Genomic DNA, 19,895 nt, shown 5'->3' on the forward strand with positions numbered 1-19,895 from the left:
CGGGCAGCGTCGCGTTTTCCGGCTGCGGCCCTGCGTTTCATGACGCCGGGTCTCCGCCTGCCGGGCTCCCTCCGGACGCCCACGACGCCCGGCGGGTGGGACCGTTGTCCGCGGACGACGTAGAACGCGTCCCTCCAGTTCGCCGCCGCCATGCCGCCGAAGGCGCACGCACGGACGCCGCCGTGGCGACCGGGTTGGCACACTACCCCCGCGCGTCAGGTTTTTCTGCGCTCCGCGGCCGTCCAGGTTCCCGATGCGACGGCCCTGGACGGCGAGCTGCCGGTTGGGGGGAATCCGGGCGCGGGCCCAGGACCGACGCCCTGCCCCGGCGTCGCCGGCAGCGGGGGTACGAGGGGCGCCCGGGTCAGGCGTGGCCGGAGAAGAGGGTCTCGGCCACCTCGGCCACCAGCTCGGGGCGCTCCTCGTGCAGGTAGTGTCCGCAGCCGGGGATCACCTCGACGCGGAGGTCGTCGGCGTGCCGGCCGGCGTCGGTGATGACGCTCGGCGGCAGCATGAAGTCCCGCTCACCGGCGAGGATCACGGTGGGCGTGGTCAGCCGGAGCTTCTTGTAGCGGCCGAGAATCAGCCGGGCGATGTCCCGCAGGGCGAACGCGCGGTGCAGGGCCTCGCCGGCCCGCGCTCGACCGGGCTCCTGGCTGGAGCGCACGAACTCGTCCATGGCGTCCGGTGTCCACACCGCCTGCTCGACCACACCCTTGCGCATCAGGTAGCGCGTGAAGCCGGGCCGGTTGCGCAGCATCCAGCGGCCCAGCAACGGCTGTTCCAGCAGCGCCGTGTACCAGAAGCGCCAGGACTGCGGCATCAGCCGCCGGTGCTCGGGCCAGGGGTGCATCATGTTCAGCGCGAGGTAGTGGCTGATCCGCTCCGGGGCCCGCAGGCACAGGTGGAACCCGGTCCACGCACCCCAGTCGTGTCCGATGAGCCGGACCCGGCCCAGGCCCAGTTCGTCGAGGAGACCGACCACGTCGTCGACCCTGCTGTCGGTGTCGTAGCCCTTGCCCGGGGTGTCGGACCAGCCGAAGCCGCGCTGGTCCACACAGAGCAGCCGGTACCGGCCGGACAGCAGCGGGATCAGCCGCCGCCAGCCGTACCAGTGCTGGGGGAAGCCGTGCAGCAGGACGACGGGTTCTCCTTGGCCCGCCTCCGCGACGTGCAGGCGCACGCCGCGCACGCTGACATAGCGATGCCGTACTCCGTCGAGTTCGGGCAGGGGCAGGGTGCTGTGCTCGACAGTCGCCATGAGGGCTCCAGTTCGGTGTCGGGGGATACCGGTCGGCCTGTCAGGAGTCGCCGTTTGCGCGAAAGGTTCCGTCCGTCCCGAGATCGATGTGCGGCGCACGGACGAAGAAGCGGAATCGGCGGGAGAACGACGCCCCCTCCGCAAAACACGTGGGGAACGTTTCCAGGCCCGGCCCCCTCCTGACCCATCGCGGCTCGATGCAGCCGACTGGCCCTCGACGGAGGAGAACGACGTGAGAAACAGGCGAGGCCTCGCTCAGGCCGCGGGACGTTGGAGCGCCACACACAGATGGGCGGCGGTGCTGCTCTGGCTGGCGTTCGTCGTCGTGGCCACCGTGGCGGGCGGGATGGTCACCCAGCAGGAGCCGACCCCCGCCGAACTCACCAACGGCCCGGCCCGGCACGCGGAACAGATCCTGGACGACGCCGGACTGACCCTGCCCGCGCACGAGGTGGTGTTCGTCCACAGCGACCGGGTGACCGTCGACTCACCCGAGTTCCGCAGGGCCGTCGCCGATGTGACGGGGCGGATCAGGGGCACGGGCAAGGTGCGTGACGTGGTCTCGCCGCTGGACCCGGCCGGTGCCTCGGCCGTCTCGAAGGACCGGCACAGCGCCCTGGTGCAGTTCGACATGGCGGGTGACGCGGTCAAGGCGAAGGGAACGGTGCAGCCGGTCCTGGACGCCGTGGCGAAGTCGGCCCAGGCCAGTCCCGGGGTCACCGTCGAGCAGTTCGGTGAGGCGTCCTTCGCGCACAAGTACGAGGAGAAGCTGCACACCGACTACACGAACGCCGAGACCATCTCCTTCCCGGTGACCCTCGGCATCCTGCTGGTGGCCTTCGGCGCGCTGGTCGCCGCGCTGCTGCCGGTCGTGCTCGCCATCACCGCGGTGGTCGCCGCCGGCGGGCTGCTCACCCTTGGCAGCCACCTGGTGCACGTCGACCAGAACGGCAGCTCCGTGATGTCGCTGATCGGCATCGCCGTCGGCGTCGACTACTCGCTGTTCTACATCCGCCGGGTGCGCGAGGAGCGGGCGCGGGGCAACTCCACCGAGGCCGCAGTGAGCGCGGCGGCCGCCACTTCCGGCCGGTCCGTCATCGTCTCGGGTCTGACCGTCATGGTCTCCCTCGCCGGTCTCTTCCTCTCCGGCAACGGCATCTTCTACGGCATGGCCACCGCGACCATCATCGTCGTGGCTGTCGCCGTTCTCGGCTCGGTGACGGTGCTGCCCGCGCTGCTGTCGCTGCTCGCCCACCGGATCGACAAGGGCCGGGTGCCGCTGCTGCCGCGCATGCGTGTCGAGGACATCGACGGTGCGGCGGACACGGAGGGCGTGAAGCGCGGCTTCTGGGGTGCCGTGCTCGGTGCCGTACTGCGCCGGCCGGCCGTGTCCCTGGTGCTGTGCGGCGGGGCGCTGCTGGCCCTGGTCGCCCCGGCGTTCTCGCTGCACACCTCGGACCCGGGGGTGAGCGACCTGTCGGCCGAGAACCTGCCGGTGCTGCAGACGTATGAGCAGATCCAGCGGGCCTTCCCCGGTTCGTCGACCCCGGCCAAGGTCGTGGTCAAGGCCGACGGCCTGAGCGGGTCCGCGGGTGACGCGACGCTGCAGCGCTTCACCAAGGCGGTCGCCGCCGCGTCGCCGCAGCTGAGCGGTCCGGTGACCTTCCGGGTCTCCGACAACGGCAAGGTCGCCGTGGCCACCGTCGGCCTGGCCGGCTCGGGCACGGACGACCGGTCCGTACGGGCGCTGCGCACCCTGCGCACCCAGGTCGTCCCGGCGACCTTCGGCAAACTGCCCGGCGCCGACGTGGCCGTCGGCGGCACCACCGCGGCGTCGGTCGACACCAACGCGAACCTGTCGGACAGGGCGCCGTGGGTCGCGGGCTTCGTGCTGCTGTTCACCTTCGCGGTGATGCTGGTCTCGTTCCGCTCCGTGGTGGTCGCCGGGTTCACGCTGGTGCTCAACATGCTGTCGGTGGGCGCCGCCTACGGCATCGTGGTGCTCGTCTTCCAGAAGGGCTGGGGCGAGGGACTGCTCGGCTTCACCAGTACCGGCGGAATCGCCTCCTGGGTGCCGCTGTTCATGTTCGTCTTCCTGTTCGGCCTGTCGATGGACTACCACGTCTTCGTCGTCAGCCGGATCCGCGAGGGCCACGACCGTGGGCTGTCCACACCCCGAGCCATCGAGCAGGGGATCCGGGGAACGGCGAGCGTGGTCACCGGGGCTGCCGTGGTGATGGTCGCGGTCGCCGGGGTGTTCGGCATGCTGCCGCAGTTGTCGATGAAGGAGTCCGGCGTGGGCATGGCGACGGCCGTCCTGGTCGACGCGACGTTCATCCGGATCGTGCTGCTGCCGGCCACGATGAAGCTCCTCGGGGACGCCAACTGGTACCTGCCGAAGTGGCTGGGCCGGCTGCCGGCCGGACTCGCCGAGGGAGCCGCCGGCGACGGTGCCGCCGCGCCCCCGCGGACGGAGGGACCGGCCGAGCGCGAGACCGTCCCGTCCGGTACCTGACACCTGCCGGAACACGCGGATGCCGCCGGACCGAAGTCCGGCGGCATCCGCGTGTCGGCGTCCGGTTGTCAGCCGGCCGCGCACAGCTCCGCCGTCAGCGCGGCGATCTCCGCGGTCTGCGAGCCGTTCAGGCGCGGGTCGCAGGCGGTCTCGTAGCGGCGGGGCAGATCCTCCTCGGCGATGCCGGTGGCGATGCCGACGCACTCGGTGACCTCGGCCGGGGTGGCCTCCAGGTGGACACCGCCGGGCCGGCCTCCCACCGAGCGCACGGCTGAGAAGAAGCCGCGGATCTCCGCGGCCACCGTCGCCACGTCCCGAGTCTTGTGACCGGATTTGCTGACATAGGTGTTGCCGTGCACCGGGTCGCACAGCCACACGACCGGGTGACCGAGCCGGGCGACCTCCGCCACCAGCGGCGGCAGCACCTCGCGCACCCGCTCCGCACCCATCCGGGAGATGAGCACGAGCCGCCCCGGCTCCCGGTCCGGGTCCAGCCGGGCGCACAGCGCGGCCAGGTCCCCGGGCTCGGTGCCCGGGCCGACCTTGAGCCCCACCGGGTTGTCGACACCGGACAGGAACCGCACGTGCGCCCCGCCGGGATCACAGGTGCGGGCACCGATCCAGGGCAGGTGGGTGGAGGTCAGGTACAGGCTGCCGGACAGCGGGTCCCGTCGTACCTGGGGCTCCTCGTAGTCGAGCACCAGCGCCTCGTGACTCGTCCACACGGCGGGCGCGTCGGCCACCGAGGTTCCGGGCATCGACATACCGGACTCCGCCAACTCGCGCAGCAGGCCGATCACTTCACGCGCGTGCGCATGGCCCTCCAGCAGCCGCATCGCATCGGGCACGCGGGCGGCGGGGTCTGGCGCCGGGTCGTTGACGAGGTGGCCGCGGAACGAGGGCAGGACCACGTCGCCGACCCGCTCGGTCGGCGACGAACGAGGCTTGGCGTACTGGCCGGCCAGTCGGCCCACCGGTATCACGGGCCGGCCCAGGGCGGCGCCGATGGTCCGGGCCGTGCCGTGCAGCTGGCCGACCCGGGCGGCGATGCCGGCGAAGGTGGGACGCTCGAACGTCTCGGCACAGTCGCCGAGTTGCAGCACGAAGGCATCACCGCGCGCGGCGTCGGCGAGCGACCGTCGCAGGTCGAGGATCTCGTGCGCCCGGACGAGCGGCGCTGCTCCGGCGAGCCGGGAACGGATCCGGCGCAGCAGCGCGTGATCGGGCCAGTCGGGCTGCTGGGCGGCCGGGCGGTGCCGCCAGTCGGACGGCGTCCAGACCGGCGGCCGGGGAGACAGGAGTACAGCGGGCGAGGACATGGGGCATCGGCCTCCGTCGGCAGGTCAAGGGCAGTACAGGGAGGTTGTGTGTCGGGGCGGCATACGGCCCGGACGGTGGGCGGCGTCGCGCAGGGCGACCTGCCACCAGCCGTCAGTGGTCAGTGGTCAGACCTCGGCCGTCAACGGTCAGGTCTCGGCCGTCAGTCGTCCAGGAGTGCCCAGCAGAGCACCCCGCCCTGAGGCAGCCGCCGTACGCTCACCCGGACGCGGTGCTCGGTGTGTCCGGTGGCCTGAGCGAGGAATCCGGCGCCGTCCGGCATGAGCCGTAGGTCCCGCAGGCCGCGCAGGGCGGGGCCTGCCAGCGGGCTGAGGGCCTTGAAGGCGGCCTCTTTGGCGGAGTAGAGGGTGAGCAGACGCTGGGCCGCCGTGCGGGGCGGGCCGAGCAGCGGGCGCTCGGGCTCGCGCAGCACCAAGTGGGCCGCACGGACCGGAAGTTCTGAGAGTTCCAGGTCGATACCGAGGGCCGGGAATCGGTCGGCGGGTCCGGCGACGGCGACCGCGATGCCGCCGGAATGGCTGATCGACGCCGAGAGCCCTTGGGGGAGCCGGGGCCGGGGCCCGTCGCACAGCACCGGGCCGGCGCTCAGTCCGGCCGCTCGTACGGCGCGGTGCAGCGCGCTGCGTCCGATGAGGAAGTCGCTGCGGCGCTGCCTGGGCATCGTCTGGGCCAGGTGCCGTTCCTCGTCGGTCACGGCGACCGGCGGGCCCTCGTGGACGGAGGCGACAGCGAAGCCCACTCCCGGAATGCGCGGCCCGGCGCTGGAAAAAACACGAGGCAGAATGCGGAGCGTCCCACTCGAATACACGAGGTTTTTTTCCTGTTCCTGGCTGGCGGGTCGGGGAATTGACGGCACGGTGAATTCCGGCGAATTTCTCCGGAGAACGTCTGCCCGGTACGCCGGATTCCGCCGGTTCACGCGACGGAGCGGCCAGGCGTACGGTTCTGCCTGATCCCGGCCGAACTGTTCGTACGACTCAGGGGCAGTCGGTATCCTGACCTCTCGGAGACAAAGAGGCGGCGTGGCACCGATGCACTCCCTGCTTTACCGGGCCTTGACCGTCGGGGGTGGTGCGGCCCTCCCCTACGACACAGAGGGAGCGACAGTGATGACCGGTTCGGGGACCAGCGGGTGGCCGACGGCCGAGCTGGACGCGGTGCGCCGTCTGAAGGTCATGGCGTCCGCCGCCGGGCATCCGTCGTACGCCGAGCGCCGCTTCGACGTGCCGCTGGAGCGGCTGTGGTCCGTCGCCTCGGATCTGGAGAACGAACTCCCGCTCATCGTCAGTGGTCTGCGCTCCTTCACCATCACACACTCCGCGGGTGAGCGACTGTCGGGCGAGGCGGTCGGTGCCGTCGGGTTCCGGGAACAGTTCGACGTCGTACTGCGTCCCGGCTGGTGCCTGATGCAGGGCAAGGTGCTGACCAGCGGCATGGCCGCCACCGCGGACGGTGACGGCTGCCGGTTCGCCTTCTTCACCAGCCTGCGGCTGCCCGGTGGCCACCTGCTCGACCGGCTGCGCGGCCCGTGGTCCGCACGGCGGGCCGAGAACATGCTCGACCGACTCGGGGAGCGGGTGGCGGCCGGGTCAGCCCCAGGCCGACCGGAATGACCGTCTGGCTCTGAACAGCCGTGATCTCACGGTCCCCACCGGTATTTCCAGGAGGTCGGACACCTCCTGTTCACTGAGTCCCTCGACATGACGGAGCATCAACACCGCCCGGTGCTCGGGCGCCAGCCGCTGCAGGGCGTCGGCGATGTCGGAGGCCAGGTGGAGCTCTCCACGGGCGGGCGGATCCTCCCACTCCATGGTCACGGTCGGCTGCCGACGGCGCTGGCCCGCGAACTTCAGGGCCTCACGCACCGCGATCGCCCTCACCCAGCCGAACAGGGCGGTCGGCTCCTTCAGTTGGCGGATGCTGCGGAAGACCGCGATCAGGGTCTCCTGTGCCGCGTCGGCACCGTCCTGCAGGGCCACGGGGCCGCAGATCCGACCGACATAGGGGGCAAGGATGCCGAGCAGTTCGTCCATCGCCAGCGCGTCGCCCCCCTGCGCCCCACGCACCAGACGGGCCAGCAGGTGCGGATCGTGCAACGTGGCCGTGTTGCCGTCCCTCGTCACCGCATCACCGCTTCCGGCTCCGCCACGTACCGGTCCGTCGTTGATGCGTTCACCGGCGGCACCGTGGCGCACCGACCCTTCCCGCGCCGGCCGGCTTTCCCGCCCGACCGCCCGGTTCTCGTTCTCGCAAACAGGCAGCACAGAACCATGAATTGACCCCCCGTTGATGGCGAATTGGACTGCTCACGCGCACCGCGGGCAACTCTAGCATCGGGCACAGGCGTCCGGGAGGCGGAAGATCTCGGAACATGACTCAACCGACTGGTGACAAAATATGCAGCAGCGAACACGGGAGGGCGGCACTCGCCAACAAATAGCGACTCAATCCTACGCCGTCGCGGAGTGGAGACCCAAAACCTTGAGACCCGGCCCCATCCACAATTCACGAGCCGGCCGCACGGGGTCCTGGACGAGGGTGTCGTACCGGTCGAGGACCTGCACCGTTGTGTCCCGGGCGCGGTACGCGGGCCGGCCCGGGTCACCGGTCACCGCGAAGCGCAACCAGGCCGTGCGCGTCCGGCGGGACAGTTCCCTCGCCTCCCGCGACGGCTCGGGCCCGAGCATCCGGCGGGCCTGCGGTGCGCCGAGCACCAGGGGTACGTCGAGGCCGTGGCAGGCACCGAGCCGACCGCCGAACACCGTTGCGTAGCAGTCCAGTTGCCAGGCGAAGGCCCGCCCACCGACGGCGGCCTGCGCCTCCAGCAGGGCGAGCGCGGGCACCCGGCACGGCGAGTCGGAGCGCACGGTCTCGCAGAGTGCCTCCGAGCACGCGACAGCGTCGCGGTAGGCGCGCTCACCGCCCGCCGCGTGAAGGCGCCGCCGTAGGACCGCACCATCACCGGCAGCCCGGCCGCCCCGGGATCCGGCGACCAGACGTCGACGGTCGGGCAGTCGTCCGCCGGACGGGTGGCACGCGCGGCCGGTCCCGTCGGGTTCATCCGGTCGTGCTGCGGCACCGGCGGCCCGAACTCCGTCGCGGGCCGTCCCCCGTCCCATCGCTCGGGCGGCTCGGGCGCGGCGAACCCCAGGGCCCCGAACGGCGGCTCGGCGAACGGGACACCGAGGGAGGCGGCCACCGGTCTGCCGTGCTTCGCCCCCGGTCCGCCGACCGACTGCATCCGGCCGTACACCCGGCCGTGTTCCGTGCGCACCTCGAAGTGCGAGTCGTTCTGCACCCGCCCTGCCTCCTCCAGCCCTCGGATGCCGCGGCAGCCGGGATTCCGGCTGCCGCGGCGGGCATCTTCGACGAACGGAAGAGGCGGCCGACGGCCTGTGCACTCCCGCCGACCCCGCACGAATTCACGCCAGAGCGGAAAGTACCGGGAGTACCGGACCACTCCGGCCCCTCCTTCCCACCGAAGCTCCCACACCGACGCCGCCTTGGTGCCGCTGGAGCGTCGACGACCAAGGGAGGGAAACGACAGATGAAAACCGCGCGCGCGGGCACCCTGCAGCAGGGCCCGCCGTCCCGGCAGACCGCTCCGGAGGACCCGTGGGCCAAGGCGGCCCCGCTCGTCCGGGCCGCGCAGTCCGGTGACGCCATGGCGCTCAACGACCTGCTGGGCCTGCTCACACCGTATGTGAGCCGACTGTGCAGGCCGATCGCCCTGAACAACAGCGCCGATGCCGTCCAGGAGGCGCTGATCGCCGTCTTCCAGGGCCTGCCCCGGCTCAAGGACCCGCGCTCCCTGTACGCGTGGGTGCGCACGATCACCGTACGCGAGGCGGTTCGGGTGGCCCGCCGGACCGAGCGCGAGACACCGGTCTGCGAGTTCGACGACATCGCCTGGCCGCGCAGTCCCGAACTCGCCGTGGACGTACGGGACGTCCTGCGGCGCATGACCAGCGAGCACCGTGCGGTCCTGGTCCTGCGCGAACTGGAGGGCCTGGACGAACGGACGGCGAGCGACGTTCTCAACATCTCCTGCGGCACGCTGAAGTCCCGGCTGCACCGTGCCCGACACAGCTTTCGAAAGGCGTGGCCGCGATGAACCCGAACTGGCCGACGGCCGAACTCGACCCGGTGCGCCGCCTGCGCGTGATGGCCGCCGGGCTGCATGCCGTCATGTACGCGGAAGCCCATGTGGACCTGCCGATGGCGGACATGTGGGCCGTGGCGAGCGACCTGGAGGGCGAACTGCCCCATCTGGTACCGACGTTGCGCGCTTTCCACTGTCAACCGCTCTCCGGTGACCGGCAGTCGGCGTGGGCGTACGGCCCACTCGGTCACCGGGCGCGCTTCGACGTGCGGCTTCGGACCGGCTGGTGTCTGATGCAGAGCCGCCATGTGGTCGGCGGCATGGCGGCCGTCCCGGAGGGTTCCGGAACCCGGTTCGCCGTGCTCGGCGGTCTCCGCCGGCCCTGGTCGGTCCCCGTCCAGCGAGCGCTGCGCCCGCTCGGGCACTCCCGGGGCCTGCTGATGGTGGAGCGGGCGGCCCGGCGGGCGGCGATCCGCCGCAGCCTGAAGCCGGCCTGAGCGCACACGGCCCCGAAGCACGACGAGCCCTCCGAGCGAGTCGACGCTTCGAGGACGACGACGGCTCGGAGCATCACGGCACGACCCCGGTCGCGACGCCCCCCGGATCGCGACCGGATCGCGAAGTGACGTCCGATCCACCGCGGGAGCCGGGCCGGACGTCACTGCGCGCGTCCGGCCCGGCCGGCCCGCCCGCACGCGGCCCGGCCACCGGGAACGCGCCCTTCCGGAAAAAAAACCGGCGCCGCTCGAGAAAAACGCGAATCCCGGTGGAGTGCATCGGCTGGATGCCGCCTCTTGTCTGGTGTCGGACGCTCCCGGCCCACGGTGAGCGACCCCCGGCCATCCCCCACGCACAGCAGCCCATCCGGCGCGCGTCTGCGCTTGCCCGCACGTCATCGCCAGGCCGAGCAGAGGGAACCTCCATGCCCGACATATCCGCACTCAAGCTCGACGTCGTACCCGAGCCGACCGCCGCTCTCGGGATCCTTCCGACCGTCGCGGCCGAGAAGTACCCCGACACGCCCTTTCTCTCCGACACGCCGTGGCGTACCTACGACGGTCCGGTCACCAACTTCGCCGAGTTCGCCCAGGCCGTCGACGACTACGCCGACCGGCTCTGGGCAGGCGGAATCCGCCACGGGGACGTCGTCGCGGTGGTGCAGCGCAACCACATCGAGGTCGAGGGCGTGATGTGCGCCCTGGGCAAGATCGGCGCCCTGCCGGCCCTGCTGTCCTCCGCGATGGAGACCGGAGAACTCCTGGAGTGCTTCGCCCGGCTGGACCACCCGTATCTCCTGGTCGACTCCTTCGGGCTGTCCCGGCTCGCCGAGCACCGGCACGCGCTGCGGCTCCTGACCCGTGGCGTGCTCTGCCTGGAGGAGACGGACGAGGACTGGGTCGTACCGCTCCAGGAGCGCGTCGCGCACACCGCCGCACCGCGGGACGAGGACGAGTGGTTCGTCATCACGCACTCCTCCGGCACCACCGGCGCACCCAAGATGGCCGCGCACTCCACCCGTTCGCTGTTCGGCATGGTCGCCCCGATGATCATGATCTTCCGGGACCAGTACTCGCCACAGGACCTGAACGCCAAGCACCTGTCCTTCGTGCACGCCCGCACCTGTGCCGGCACGCTGGCCTCACTGGAGACGGCGATGCCCGCGCTGGCCATCGCCGACCCGGACCCGGTCAATGTCAAGCGGCTGATGCTCCAGCACCGGCCGACCTCGCTCGAGACCCACCCGAACGTCTACATCCAGTGGGAGTCCCTCGCGGACGACCCGGACCGCCCCTTCCAGCACGTCGAGCGGTTCATCTCCACTTTCGACGCGATGCACCCGCGCACCGTGCGCACCCTGCTGAACGCCTCGGAGCACCCGCGCGCCCACTACTTCCAGGCGTACGGTCAGACCGAGTCGGGCCCCATATGCCTGCGCATCGTCGCCCGCGAGGAGTCCGCGGACTACTCGCCGCGCAACGTCGGCCACAGCGGTGGCGGCATGGAGATCCGGATCGTGGACGAGAACGGCGTCGAGCAGCCGGCGAACACGCCCGGCTTCATCGAGACCCGCTCCCCCGGCCGTATGCGCGGCTACGTCGGCGGCAGCCCCATGCCGCCGCAGGACGCCTGGTGGCCCATGGGTGACATCGGCCGCCTGCTGGACGACGGCTCGCTGGAACTCCTCGACCGCATCGTCGAGCACGTCGACGGCGTCGACAGCCTCCTGGAGAAGGAGGATCACCTGCTCGAAGCGCTGCCCGAGCTGGTCGAGCTGGTGCTGATCAAGGACGAGGACGACAGCTCCGTGTTCGCCGTGGCCTGCCCGCGCCCCGGCACCAACCCCGACCCGGAGCGGTTCCGGGCCGTGGCCGCCGAGGCCGGTCTGCCCGACCTGGACGTCCGCTTCTGGGAGTGGGAGGCCATGCCGGTCACCGGCTCCTACAAGGTCCGCAGATCCGTGCTGCGCCGCAAACTCGCGGGCCGCATCCAGCGCACCACCACCGCCCGGAAGGAGGCCTGACCCGCATGACGCACCTGTGGTACGAACTCGCACGCGGCCTGCGCGACGAGACCCTGCTGCACACTCCCTCGCGCTCCGAGGAGCCCGTCTCCGGAGCCGCCCTGTTCGACCGCGCCGAACGCACCGCCGGCGCCGTACTGACCGCGTGCGAAGGCCGCACCCCGCGCCGGATCGGGCTGCTCATGGCCAACGGCGAGCCGTGGGTACGCGGGCTGCTCGCCACACTCCGCCTCGACGCGGCGGCCGTGCCGCTGGCGCTGCCGGTGGCCTTCGGCGGCGCCGACGCCTACGCCGCCCACGTCCGGCGCATCGCGGACGACGCCGAACTGGACGCGATGCTCGTCGACGGCAGCCTCGGCGGCCGTATCGTCTCCCGCGTCGCCGAGGCCGTACCGGCGCTCCCGTTCGTCGACATCGCCGAACCGCCCGCCGCCCGCCCGGTGTTGGCCGAGCCCGCCGGTGGCGGAGCGGCGCCCGCCGTCATCCAGTACACCTCCGGAAGCACCTCGGCGCCCAAGGGCGTCGTGGTCAGCCACGACAACGTCTCGGCCGGACTCGACGCCATCGACGCCGGGACCCGATGGACGCCCGAGGACCGGCTGGGCGAGTGGCTGCCGCTCTTCCACGACATGGGCCTGTTCACCCTGCTCGCCGGTCTGCGCATGGGCTCGGTCATCACCCTGTGGCAGCCCGGCGACTTCGTGCGCCGCCCTATGCAGTGGCTCGCCGAGTTCGCCGCGTCCCGCTCCACCATCCAGCCCGCCCCGAACTTCTTCTACGACTACCTCGTCGCCGCGGCCGCCAAGGGCATCCCCGACGGCCTGGACCTGTCGGCCTGGCGCTACGGCGGCAACGGCTCCGAGCCGGTGCGCCGCTCCAGCCTGGAGGCGTTCCAGCAGACCTTCGCCCCTCACGGGCTGCGCCCCCACGTCGTTCAGCCCAACTACGGGCTCGCCGAGGCCACCCTGATCGTCAGCACCGGCGCGCCCGGGTCGGCGTACCGCAGCCTCGACGTGGAGCGCTCCAGCCTGTCCGTCGGCGAGCGGGTCGAGCAGGCCGCATCCGGACCGACCACACGGACCGTCGTCTCCTGCGGCACGCCCGTCGCGGGCATCGAGCTGCGCATCGGCGACGCCGAGGGCAACCCGCTTCCGGAAGGCGTCGTCGGAGAGGTGCAGATCGGCGGCGAGCCGGTCACCTCCGGCTATCTCGGACTGCCCGCGGCCGAGCAGCCGTTCACCCCGGACGGGCTGCTGCGCACCGGTGACATCGGCTTCCTGCACGGTGGCGAGTTGTACGTCATGGGCCGGCTGAAGGCCATGGCCGTCGTGCGCGGCCAGAACTACTACGCCGAGGACGTCGAGGAGATCGTCAAGGCCACCCCCGGAGTCGACCGCCGGCACTGCGCCGCCTTCGCCTGGGACGACGACGGCGAGGAGCGGATGGTCGTGGTCTGGGAGACCAAGCTCGACACCGACACGGTCCGCGCCGTCGGCGAGGCCATCCGCACCCGCCTGGCCGACCACCTCGGCCTGACCGCGGTCGAGACCTTCGCGGTCTCTCCGCAGACCCTGCCCTTCACCAGTTCCGGGAAGGTCAAGCGCTCCGGCGCGGCCGACCTGTACCGGCAGCACAGGAACGTTTCCGCCACCGCACCGGAAGGACAGCACTCATGAGCGTCACCGCCACCCTGGACATCGTCGTACGGGCCCTGGCCACGCAGGCCGGCGTCGCCGAACGGTCCATCGACCCCGACAAGCCGCTGTCGGCCGTGCCCGGCATCGAGTCCGTCAAGGCCCTGCGCGCCATCACCGAGATCGAGGACGACTGCGACGTCGTCATCCCCGACGACTTCCTCTTCGAGTCCGCCACCGTCCGCGAACTGGCCGACTTCGTGGCCGAGCTGGCGCGGGAGGGCAGCGCCATATGACCGTGGAGACCGCCGCGTCGCACGCGCTGCTCGGCGCGCTCGACCGGTTCCGGGTCGCGCCGCCGGACGTCGCCCGCTACGACACCGACACCGCGACCGCCGCCCGCGCGCTGCGCGCCGCCCCCGAGCAGGTGGCCCGGCTCGCCGACGAGGGGCTGCCGCACGTGGTGGACTCCGCGCGCGGGCCGCTGTTCGACTATGACGACCTGATGAACGTCGGCATGTTCTGCGGCACCGGCCAGACGGTGCCCGAACTGGGCCTGCGCTTCCTGATGCGCTTCGCCGCCTCGCAGCGGGCGAGCTGGTTCGAGCCCCGCGACTGGGAGGTCGGCGTGCACCCGGCCCGCACGGCCGGCGGCGAGGGTGCGGAGGCCCCCGCCGCGGACGCGGGCCGGTTGGAGGTGACCGTCCGGGTCCCCGACCTGTCCGCGCCCGGCGTCGAAGCGCTGGACGGCGGCCCCTTCGACGAGCCGCTGCGCACCAACGGATACCGGGCGGCCGTCCGGCTGACCGGCGCCGAGCAGACGGTGCGCGACCCGCGCATCCACGAGGCGTGGGCCGAGGTCGTGGACGGGCTCGCCTCCCGCCGCGTCATCTACCAGACGGTGCCCGAACCGCTGCGCGCCGACCCTCACCGGGCCTGGGACCTCGGGATCGCCGACTGTGTGGTCGCCTCCCGGCTGCTCGCCGACCGGCTGCGCGCGGCCGGACTGCAGGCCACCGCCCGGCGCGGCTATCTGCTCGGGCTCTTCGGCAGCGACCACGCCTGGTGTGACGTCGTCGAGGACGGCGTGCACAAGTCGCTGGACCCGGTGTTCGCGTTCGTCGCCACCGTCGGCGACGAACGCGGTGTCGCCGAGTCACCCGATTTCGCCGCCGCCTGCTTCGGCAGCCGCTTCAACCGGCTCCTGCCGTGCCGCACGGACAGTGCCGAACCGCTCGTCTACTTCGACGGCGAACCCGCGCCCTACTGGGCGATGGTCGGCGTAGGCGCCCGCCCGAGGAGGACCGCATGACCGCCGCCGTACGCACCCTGGACGACGTTCGCGACCTGATCAAGGCCAGCCTCGACCACCCCGCCCTGCTGGACCGCCTCGGCGACGAGGACGACTTCGCGCAGGCGGGCATCGGCTCGGGCGAAATGATCCGGATCGCGCTCAGCCTGGAGGAGGAACTGCGCCGGCCGCTGCTGGACGACGAACTGCTCGGGCTCACCTCGGTGGCCGCCGTCGCCGCGCTGATCGGGGCGGAGGCGAACTGACATGTGGCTCAACCATGTGGTGCGCCGCGGTCTCGACCGGGACCCCGACGCGCTCGCCCTGCGCGACGGCCGACGTGACGTCAGCTGGCGTGTCCTGCACCGCGATGTGCGAGCCCTGGCCCGCCGGCTGCGCAACGACACGCTGCCCGGCAGCCGGGTCCTGGTGCTCAGCGGCAACCGCGTCGAGGTGCTGGAGACGTACCTCGCCTGCGCCGCCGCCGGCCTGGTCGCGGTGCCGGTCAACCCGGCGCTGACCAGCCCGGAGCTCGGGGCGATCATGGACTCCGTCGAGCCCTCCGCGGCGGTCGCCGAGGCGGCCTACGCGGCGCGCCTGGCCGACCTGTACCCCGGGCTGCCCGTCATCGACATCGCCACCCTGCCCGAACTGCCCGACACCGACGGAGAGTTCCCGGAAGAGCCGGGCAGCAGCATGGCCGACCCGGTGCTCATCCTGCACACCTCGGCGACCACCGGGCGGGCCAAGGGTGTCGTGGTCGACCAGCGCTCGCTGCAGATCAACGCCCTGTCCTGGCTCGCCGACGTCCGCCCGGAACCCGGCACCACGTTCCTCAACGCGGGGCCGCTCTTCCACGGCAGCGTCGTGATCGCCCTGGACCACCTGGCGGCCGGCGGCACGGTCTGTGTCCTGGACCGCTTCACCCCGCAGGGCTGCCTGGCCGCCCTGGAGCGCTGGGAGGTCGAGCACGCCTTCCTCGTGCCGTCCATGGTGCGGCTGCTGCTGCAGACCAGGAGCCTGGCCGACACCGACCTGTCCCGGCTGCGGCTGCTGCTGCACGGCGCCGCACCGATGCCGGCGGACCTGGCCCGAGAGGCCCGGGAGCGGCTCGGTGCCGAGCTGCAGACGATCTTCGGTATCACCGAGGGCGGCGGTCCGGTCCTCACCCTGCGTCCCGGCACCCGGGCCGGTGCGCCGCCGGTGCCCGGAGCCGTGTGCGTCGGGGTGCCGATGCTCGGCGCCGAGCTGCGCATCACCGACGACCAGGGCCGCGAGGTGCCCGCGGGCGTCGTCGGGGAGATCCAGGTCGGTGGCGACGGCCTGATGCAGACCTACTGGAAGAACCCGGAAGCGACCGCCGACGTGCTGCGTGACGGCTGGCTCAACACCCACGACCTGGGCTGTGCCGACGCCGAGGGCCGGGTGTGGGTGGTGGACCGCCGCAACGACCTGATCCTGCGCGGCGGGCAGAACGTGTACCCGGCCGAGATCGAGCACGTGCTGCGACAGTCCGGGAACGTCGCCGACGTCGTCGTCGTACCGCTGTCGTCGGACCTGTGGGGGCAGACGCCCGTGGCGTTCGTGCAGCCGGTGGCGGCCGACAGGTTCGACCCTGCGGAGCTGCTCCAGCTGTGCGTCGACGGGCTCGCCCCCTACAAACGCCCCACCCATTTCCTGCCCCTGGAGCGCATCCCGCGCAACCCGGCGGGCAAGGCGCTGCGCACCGAACTGCGCGAGATCGCCCGCCAGACGCTCACCGCCGACACGGAGCAGACCGCATGACCACCACCGACTACACCCGACCCGAGGTGCTCACGGACCTCGCCGGCGAATGGGCCGTCCCGATCCACGGCAACGCCGTGATCCAGTGGGATTACGACCAGCGCAACGACAAGCTCGTCCGGCTGTACCAGCAGGGCAAGCAGCGTCAGTGGGACATGGACGAGCGGCTCGACTGGGACCACGAGGTGGACCCCGACGACCCGCTGGGCCTGCCCGACGATTTCATCTCCATCGCGGGGTCCAAGCTGTGGGACAGGCTGCCGGAGAGTGAGCGGCGCATCGTGCGGCGGCACAGCAGCGGCTGGCTGTACTCGCAGTTCCTGCACTCCGAGCAGGCCGCGCTGATCGCGGTCGGCAAGATTCTGCTGACCGTTGAGGACCTGGACTCCAAGCTGTACGCGGCCACCCAGATGATGGACGAGGCCCGGCACGTCGAAGGCTTCCACCGCTTCTTGCACACCAAGATCGGACTGCGCTACGGGCTTTCTCCGTCGATCTCGGCGATGTTCGAGCAGGCCATGCGCGAACCTCGCTGGGACTTCGGTGTGCTGGCGGCGCACATCCTGGTCGAGAACATGGGTCTGGCCACCTTCGGGGTGCACCGCGAACGGCTGACGGATCCGCTCGCCCGGGCGTTCAGCGCGTACGTCGCCCGGGACGAGGCCCGGCACGTGGCGTTCGGACGGCTGCTGCTGCGCGCGTACTACCCGCAGCTGTCCGAGGCGGAGCTGAAGGAACGCGAGGACTTCGTCGTCGAGGGGTGCTGGGCGCTGCGCGACCGGTACGTCGACGACGAGATCTGGAACACGCTCGGGTACGGCGAGGAGGCCATCAAGGCGTCCCGGCGCTCGCCCGCCAAGCGTGAGTTCCGCCGGCTGGTCTTCATGCGGATCGTGCCCGGCCTGAAGGAGATCGGCATGTTCGGGCCGCGCGTTCAGGAGGCGCTGGCCAAGATGGGCGTCCTCGGCTTCCAGGACGTCGACGAGGAGGCGCTGCGCGCGCTCGACGACAAGGCCGCCGTCGACGCCCTCACCCGGCACGAGATGGATCTGCGCCGCAGCGACATCCAGCAGGTGGTCGACCTGGGTGGCGCCGCCCCGTCCGACGGCACCACGCCCGCCCCGTGAGCCGGGCCGCCGCCGCCCCGGAGGAATCCCCCGCTCCGGGCCCGGCGGCGGCCCCACCCCCGCCTCCGCGGAGCCCCGACCCACCCCACAGCGCCCCGGACTACTCCCGGCACATCTCGCCTCACCCCGCGGAGCCCAGGGCCACCCCACGCAGCCCCCGCCCCTACCCCCGACACAGCTCTCCCCCGCCTCACGAAGCCCTCGACCTCCGGTGAAATCCGCCGGCCCGCCCGCAGAGCCCCGGCCCACCCGCAGAACCCCGGGCCCGCCCCCTGCGGAGCACCCGCCCCCGGCGCAGCCCTCGCCCCGCCACAGCCGGCCCCCGGCGGGGCACCCGGCCCACACAGAGCACCGGCCCACCCCGGAAGGCCCCGGCCCTCGCAGAGCCCTCGCCCCGCCACGGCCGGCCCCCGGCGGGGCCCCCACCCGCCCGCAGAGGCCCGGGCCCGGCTCGGCGCCCGGCCGGCGCAGCCCTGGGCTTCCGGCCCCCGTCCACCGTCCCTCGCGCAGATGTCGGAGATGTCAGCATGCTCGAAACCACACCGCCGCCCACACGTCCCACCCGGTTGCGGGGGCTCGCGCCGGCCGGTTCGGACACCAGTGGCCGCCGTGTGCTCGCCGGTCTGGCCGACGGCACGGTGGCCGACCCGCCCGCGGCCCGCACCCTCGCCCTGCCGCCGGCGACCTCGTGGCTGCCGGGGCTGATCACCTGTGAGACAGCGTTCGAGGAGGACCTGACCCTCACCCCCGGTGTGGTCTTCGGCGGCTGGATCGCCTGCCTGGTCGACCACTTCGCCGGGCTGGTCATGCTCTCCGCGATCCCGGACGGCTCGGGCTTCCTCACCGCCGGCCTGGCCGTGAACTACCACGCCCCGCTGGTACCGGGGCCGGTCAGCATCGAGACGGAGCTGACCAGTTGCTCCACCCGGCGAGCCGTCGCCGAGGTCCGCTTCGTACAGCACGGCGCCCGCGCCTGCACCGGAACCGTGGAACAGATCATCCACCGTACGGCACCGGCCACGGCCGGCCGGATGGCGGGGTGAGCGGCATGCGGGACAGCGAACTCGACCAGGAGCACCGGGACTTCCAGAAGATGGTGCGCGACTTCGTGGAGCGGGAGATCGTCCCGCACCACGACGGCTGGGAGCGCGCGGGGCTCGTGGACCGCGAGGTGTGGCGCGGCGCCGGCAAGCTCGGCCTGCTCGGCATCGACGTGCCCGAGGAGTACGGCGGCGCAGGCGTGCGCGACTTCCGTTACCAGGTCATCGTCAGCGAGGAGATCATGCGCGTCGGCGCGACCGGCATCGGCTTCGCGCTGCACAACGACGTCGTCGCGCCCTACCTCCTCGGCCTCGCCACCGAGGAGCAGAAGCGGCGCTGGCTGCCGGGCTTCTGCTCGGGCGAGCTGATCACCGCGATCGCGATGACCGAGCCGGAGGCGGGCAGCGACCTGCAGGCCATCCGCACCACCGCGTATCCCGACGGCGACCACTACGTCCTCAACGGCGCGAAGACGTTCATCACCAACGGCATCCACGCGGATCTGGTGATCGTGGTGGCCCGCACCAAGCCCGGCCGGGGCAGCCGCGGGCTCAGCCTGCTCGTGGTCGAGCGGGACATGCCCGGCTTCACCCGCGGCCGCAAGCTGGAGAAGATCGGCATGGCCGCCCAGGACACCGCCGAGCTGTTCTTCGACGAGGTGCGCGTCCCGGCCGCCAACGTGCTCGGCCGGCCCGGTCTGGCCTTCCTCCACCTCGCGGCCAACCTGCCGCAGGAACGCCTCGGCATCGCCGCGTACGCGGTGGCCGCGGCGGAGACCGCGTTCGCCCAGACTCTGGAGTACTGCAGGAGCCGTACCGCCTTCGGGCAGCCGATCGGCGCCTTCCAGCACGTCCGCTTCGAACTCGCCGAGATGGCGACGGAGCTGGACGTCGCCCGGACCTACGTCGACCGCGCGATCACCGAGCACAACGCCGGCCGGCTCGACGCGGTGGCCGCGGCGAAGGCCAAGTGGTGGGCCACCGACGTACAGCGTCGGGTCCTCGACCGCTGCGTGCAGTTGCACGGGGGCTACGGCTACATGCGCGAGACCCCGGTGGCCAAGGCGTTCGTCGACAACCGGGTGCACCCCATCTACGGCGGCACGAACGAGATCATGAAAGAGATCATCGGCCGCGATCTGGGCGTATGACCGCAGGCGGCCCTCCATTTTCCGCGCCTCGGTACCTCCGGCACCGGCACCCCCGCATCCCGGCATCCCCGCATCCCGGCATCCCGGCATCCCGGCTCCGCGACGAGCCGTGCGCGCCCCACTTCCCAGC

Annotated in this window: 18 protein-coding genes and 1 pseudogene; 13 read left to right on the plus strand and 6 right to left on the minus strand. The window is 72.0% G+C overall.

The genetic code is table 11. The features are described from left to right. Positions 1–364: 364 nt before the first annotated feature. Positions 365–1,261, minus strand: coding sequence for an alpha/beta fold hydrolase (locus tag ACIHEJ_RS06285; protein WP_400132463.1), 897 nt, complete (start codon positions 1,259–1,261; stop codon positions 365–367). 232 nt (positions 1,262–1,493) lie between these two features. Here ACIHEJ_RS06285 and ACIHEJ_RS06290 point away from each other — a divergent pair, with 232 nt between their 5' ends. Beyond that, on the plus strand, positions 1,494–3,776 hold the full coding sequence (locus ACIHEJ_RS06290; RefSeq protein ID WP_400132464.1) for an MMPL family transporter: 2,283 nt from the start codon (positions 1,494–1,496) through the stop codon (positions 3,774–3,776). 68 nt (positions 3,777–3,844) lie between these two features. Here ACIHEJ_RS06290 and ACIHEJ_RS06295 read toward each other — a convergent pair whose 3' ends face one another. Both ACIHEJ_RS06295 and ACIHEJ_RS06300 read right to left on the minus strand, forming a co-directional pair. After that, a complete protein-coding gene (locus tag ACIHEJ_RS06295; RefSeq protein ID WP_400132465.1) occupies positions 3,845–5,095 on the minus strand; it encodes a 3-deoxy-7-phosphoheptulonate synthase in 1,251 nt (416 codons plus the stop codon). 161 nt (positions 5,096–5,256) lie between these two features. Next, on the minus strand, positions 5,257–5,853 hold the full coding sequence (locus ACIHEJ_RS06300) for a 4'-phosphopantetheinyl transferase (protein ID WP_400132466.1): 597 nt from the start codon (positions 5,851–5,853) through the stop codon (positions 5,257–5,259). A gap of 370 nt (positions 5,854–6,223) precedes the next feature. On the opposite strand from ACIHEJ_RS06300, the gene ACIHEJ_RS06305 reads away from it, so the two are divergent. Then, on the plus strand, positions 6,224–6,727 hold the full coding sequence (locus tag ACIHEJ_RS06305) for a hypothetical protein (RefSeq protein WP_400132467.1): 504 nt from the start codon (positions 6,224–6,226) through the stop codon (positions 6,725–6,727). Here ACIHEJ_RS06305 and ACIHEJ_RS06310 read toward each other — a convergent pair. From ACIHEJ_RS06310 to ACIHEJ_RS06320, 3 genes and pseudogenes are all read right to left on the minus strand, one after another. Next, positions 6,704–7,237, minus strand: coding sequence for an RNA polymerase sigma factor (locus ACIHEJ_RS06310; protein WP_400132468.1), 534 nt, complete (start codon positions 7,235–7,237; stop codon positions 6,704–6,706). The two genes, ACIHEJ_RS06305 and ACIHEJ_RS06310, sit on opposite strands and share 24 nt — an antisense overlap. A gap of 327 nt (positions 7,238–7,564) precedes the next feature. Next, on the minus strand, positions 7,565–7,981 hold the full coding sequence (locus ACIHEJ_RS06315) for a hypothetical protein (protein ID WP_400132891.1): 417 nt from the start codon (positions 7,979–7,981) through the stop codon (positions 7,565–7,567). 119 nt (positions 7,982–8,100) lie between these two features. Next, a pseudogene (locus ACIHEJ_RS06320) lies at positions 8,101–8,355 on the minus strand (carboxylesterase family protein); the annotation flags it as partial. Positions 8,356–8,661: 306 nt separating this feature from the next. Between ACIHEJ_RS06320 and ACIHEJ_RS06325 the strand changes: the two are divergent. The 11 genes from ACIHEJ_RS06325 (at position 8,662) to ACIHEJ_RS06375 (ending at position 19,765) form a co-directional block, all read left to right on the plus strand. Beyond that, positions 8,662–9,228 (plus strand): RNA polymerase sigma factor, encoded by a 567-nt coding sequence (locus tag ACIHEJ_RS06325; RefSeq protein WP_400132469.1) that lies wholly within the window; start codon positions 8,662–8,664, stop codon positions 9,226–9,228. Beyond that, positions 9,225–9,713, plus strand: a complete 489-nt coding sequence (locus ACIHEJ_RS06330) for a hypothetical protein (protein WP_400132470.1) — start codon at positions 9,225–9,227, stop codon at positions 9,711–9,713. Before ACIHEJ_RS06325 ends, ACIHEJ_RS06330 begins: the two co-directional genes overlap by 4 nt. A gap of 425 nt (positions 9,714–10,138) precedes the next feature. Beyond that, positions 10,139–11,737, plus strand: coding sequence for a class I adenylate-forming enzyme family protein (locus ACIHEJ_RS06335; protein ID WP_400132471.1), 1,599 nt, complete (start codon positions 10,139–10,141; stop codon positions 11,735–11,737). A 5-nt stretch (positions 11,738–11,742) separates the two neighbouring features. Next, positions 11,743–13,413, plus strand: a complete 1,671-nt coding sequence (locus ACIHEJ_RS06340; RefSeq protein WP_400132472.1) for an AMP-binding protein — start codon at positions 11,743–11,745, stop codon at positions 13,411–13,413. Continuing rightward, positions 13,410–13,667 (plus strand): acyl carrier protein, encoded by a 258-nt coding sequence (locus ACIHEJ_RS06345; RefSeq protein WP_400132473.1) that lies wholly within the window; start codon positions 13,410–13,412, stop codon positions 13,665–13,667. The genes ACIHEJ_RS06340 and ACIHEJ_RS06345 overlap by 4 nt, the downstream gene beginning before the upstream one ends. Then, positions 13,664–14,683: a hypothetical protein gene (locus ACIHEJ_RS06350; protein WP_400132474.1), complete on the plus strand. Its 1,020-nt coding sequence runs from the start codon at positions 13,664–13,666 to the stop codon at positions 14,681–14,683. The genes ACIHEJ_RS06345 and ACIHEJ_RS06350 overlap by 4 nt, the downstream gene beginning before the upstream one ends. Continuing rightward, positions 14,680–14,928 carry a phosphopantetheine-binding protein gene (locus ACIHEJ_RS06355; protein WP_400132475.1) on the plus strand — a complete coding sequence of 83 codons (249 nt, stop codon included), beginning with the start codon at positions 14,680–14,682 and terminating at the stop codon, positions 14,926–14,928. Before ACIHEJ_RS06350 ends, ACIHEJ_RS06355 begins: the two co-directional genes overlap by 4 nt. 1 nt (position 14,929) lies before the next feature. Next, positions 14,930–16,447, plus strand: coding sequence for a class I adenylate-forming enzyme family protein (locus ACIHEJ_RS06360; RefSeq protein ID WP_400132476.1), 1,518 nt, complete (start codon positions 14,930–14,932; stop codon positions 16,445–16,447). Continuing rightward, positions 16,444–17,574, plus strand: a complete 1,131-nt coding sequence (locus tag ACIHEJ_RS06365) for a ferritin-like domain-containing protein (protein WP_400132477.1) — start codon at positions 16,444–16,446, stop codon at positions 17,572–17,574. Before ACIHEJ_RS06360 ends, ACIHEJ_RS06365 begins: the two co-directional genes overlap by 4 nt. A gap of 527 nt (positions 17,575–18,101) precedes the next feature. Beyond that, positions 18,102–18,617, plus strand: coding sequence for a PaaI family thioesterase (locus tag ACIHEJ_RS06370; protein WP_400132478.1), 516 nt, complete (start codon positions 18,102–18,104; stop codon positions 18,615–18,617). A gap of 5 nt (positions 18,618–18,622) precedes the next feature. Next, a complete protein-coding gene (locus ACIHEJ_RS06375; protein ID WP_400132479.1) occupies positions 18,623–19,765 on the plus strand; it encodes an acyl-CoA dehydrogenase family protein in 1,143 nt (380 codons plus the stop codon). The last annotated feature ends 130 nt before the right edge of the window (positions 19,766–19,895 follow it).

The sequence above is a fragment of the Streptomyces sp. NPDC052301 genome (assembly GCF_044593395.1).
GTDB lineage: Bacteria > Actinomycetota > Actinomycetes > Streptomycetales > Streptomycetaceae > Streptomyces.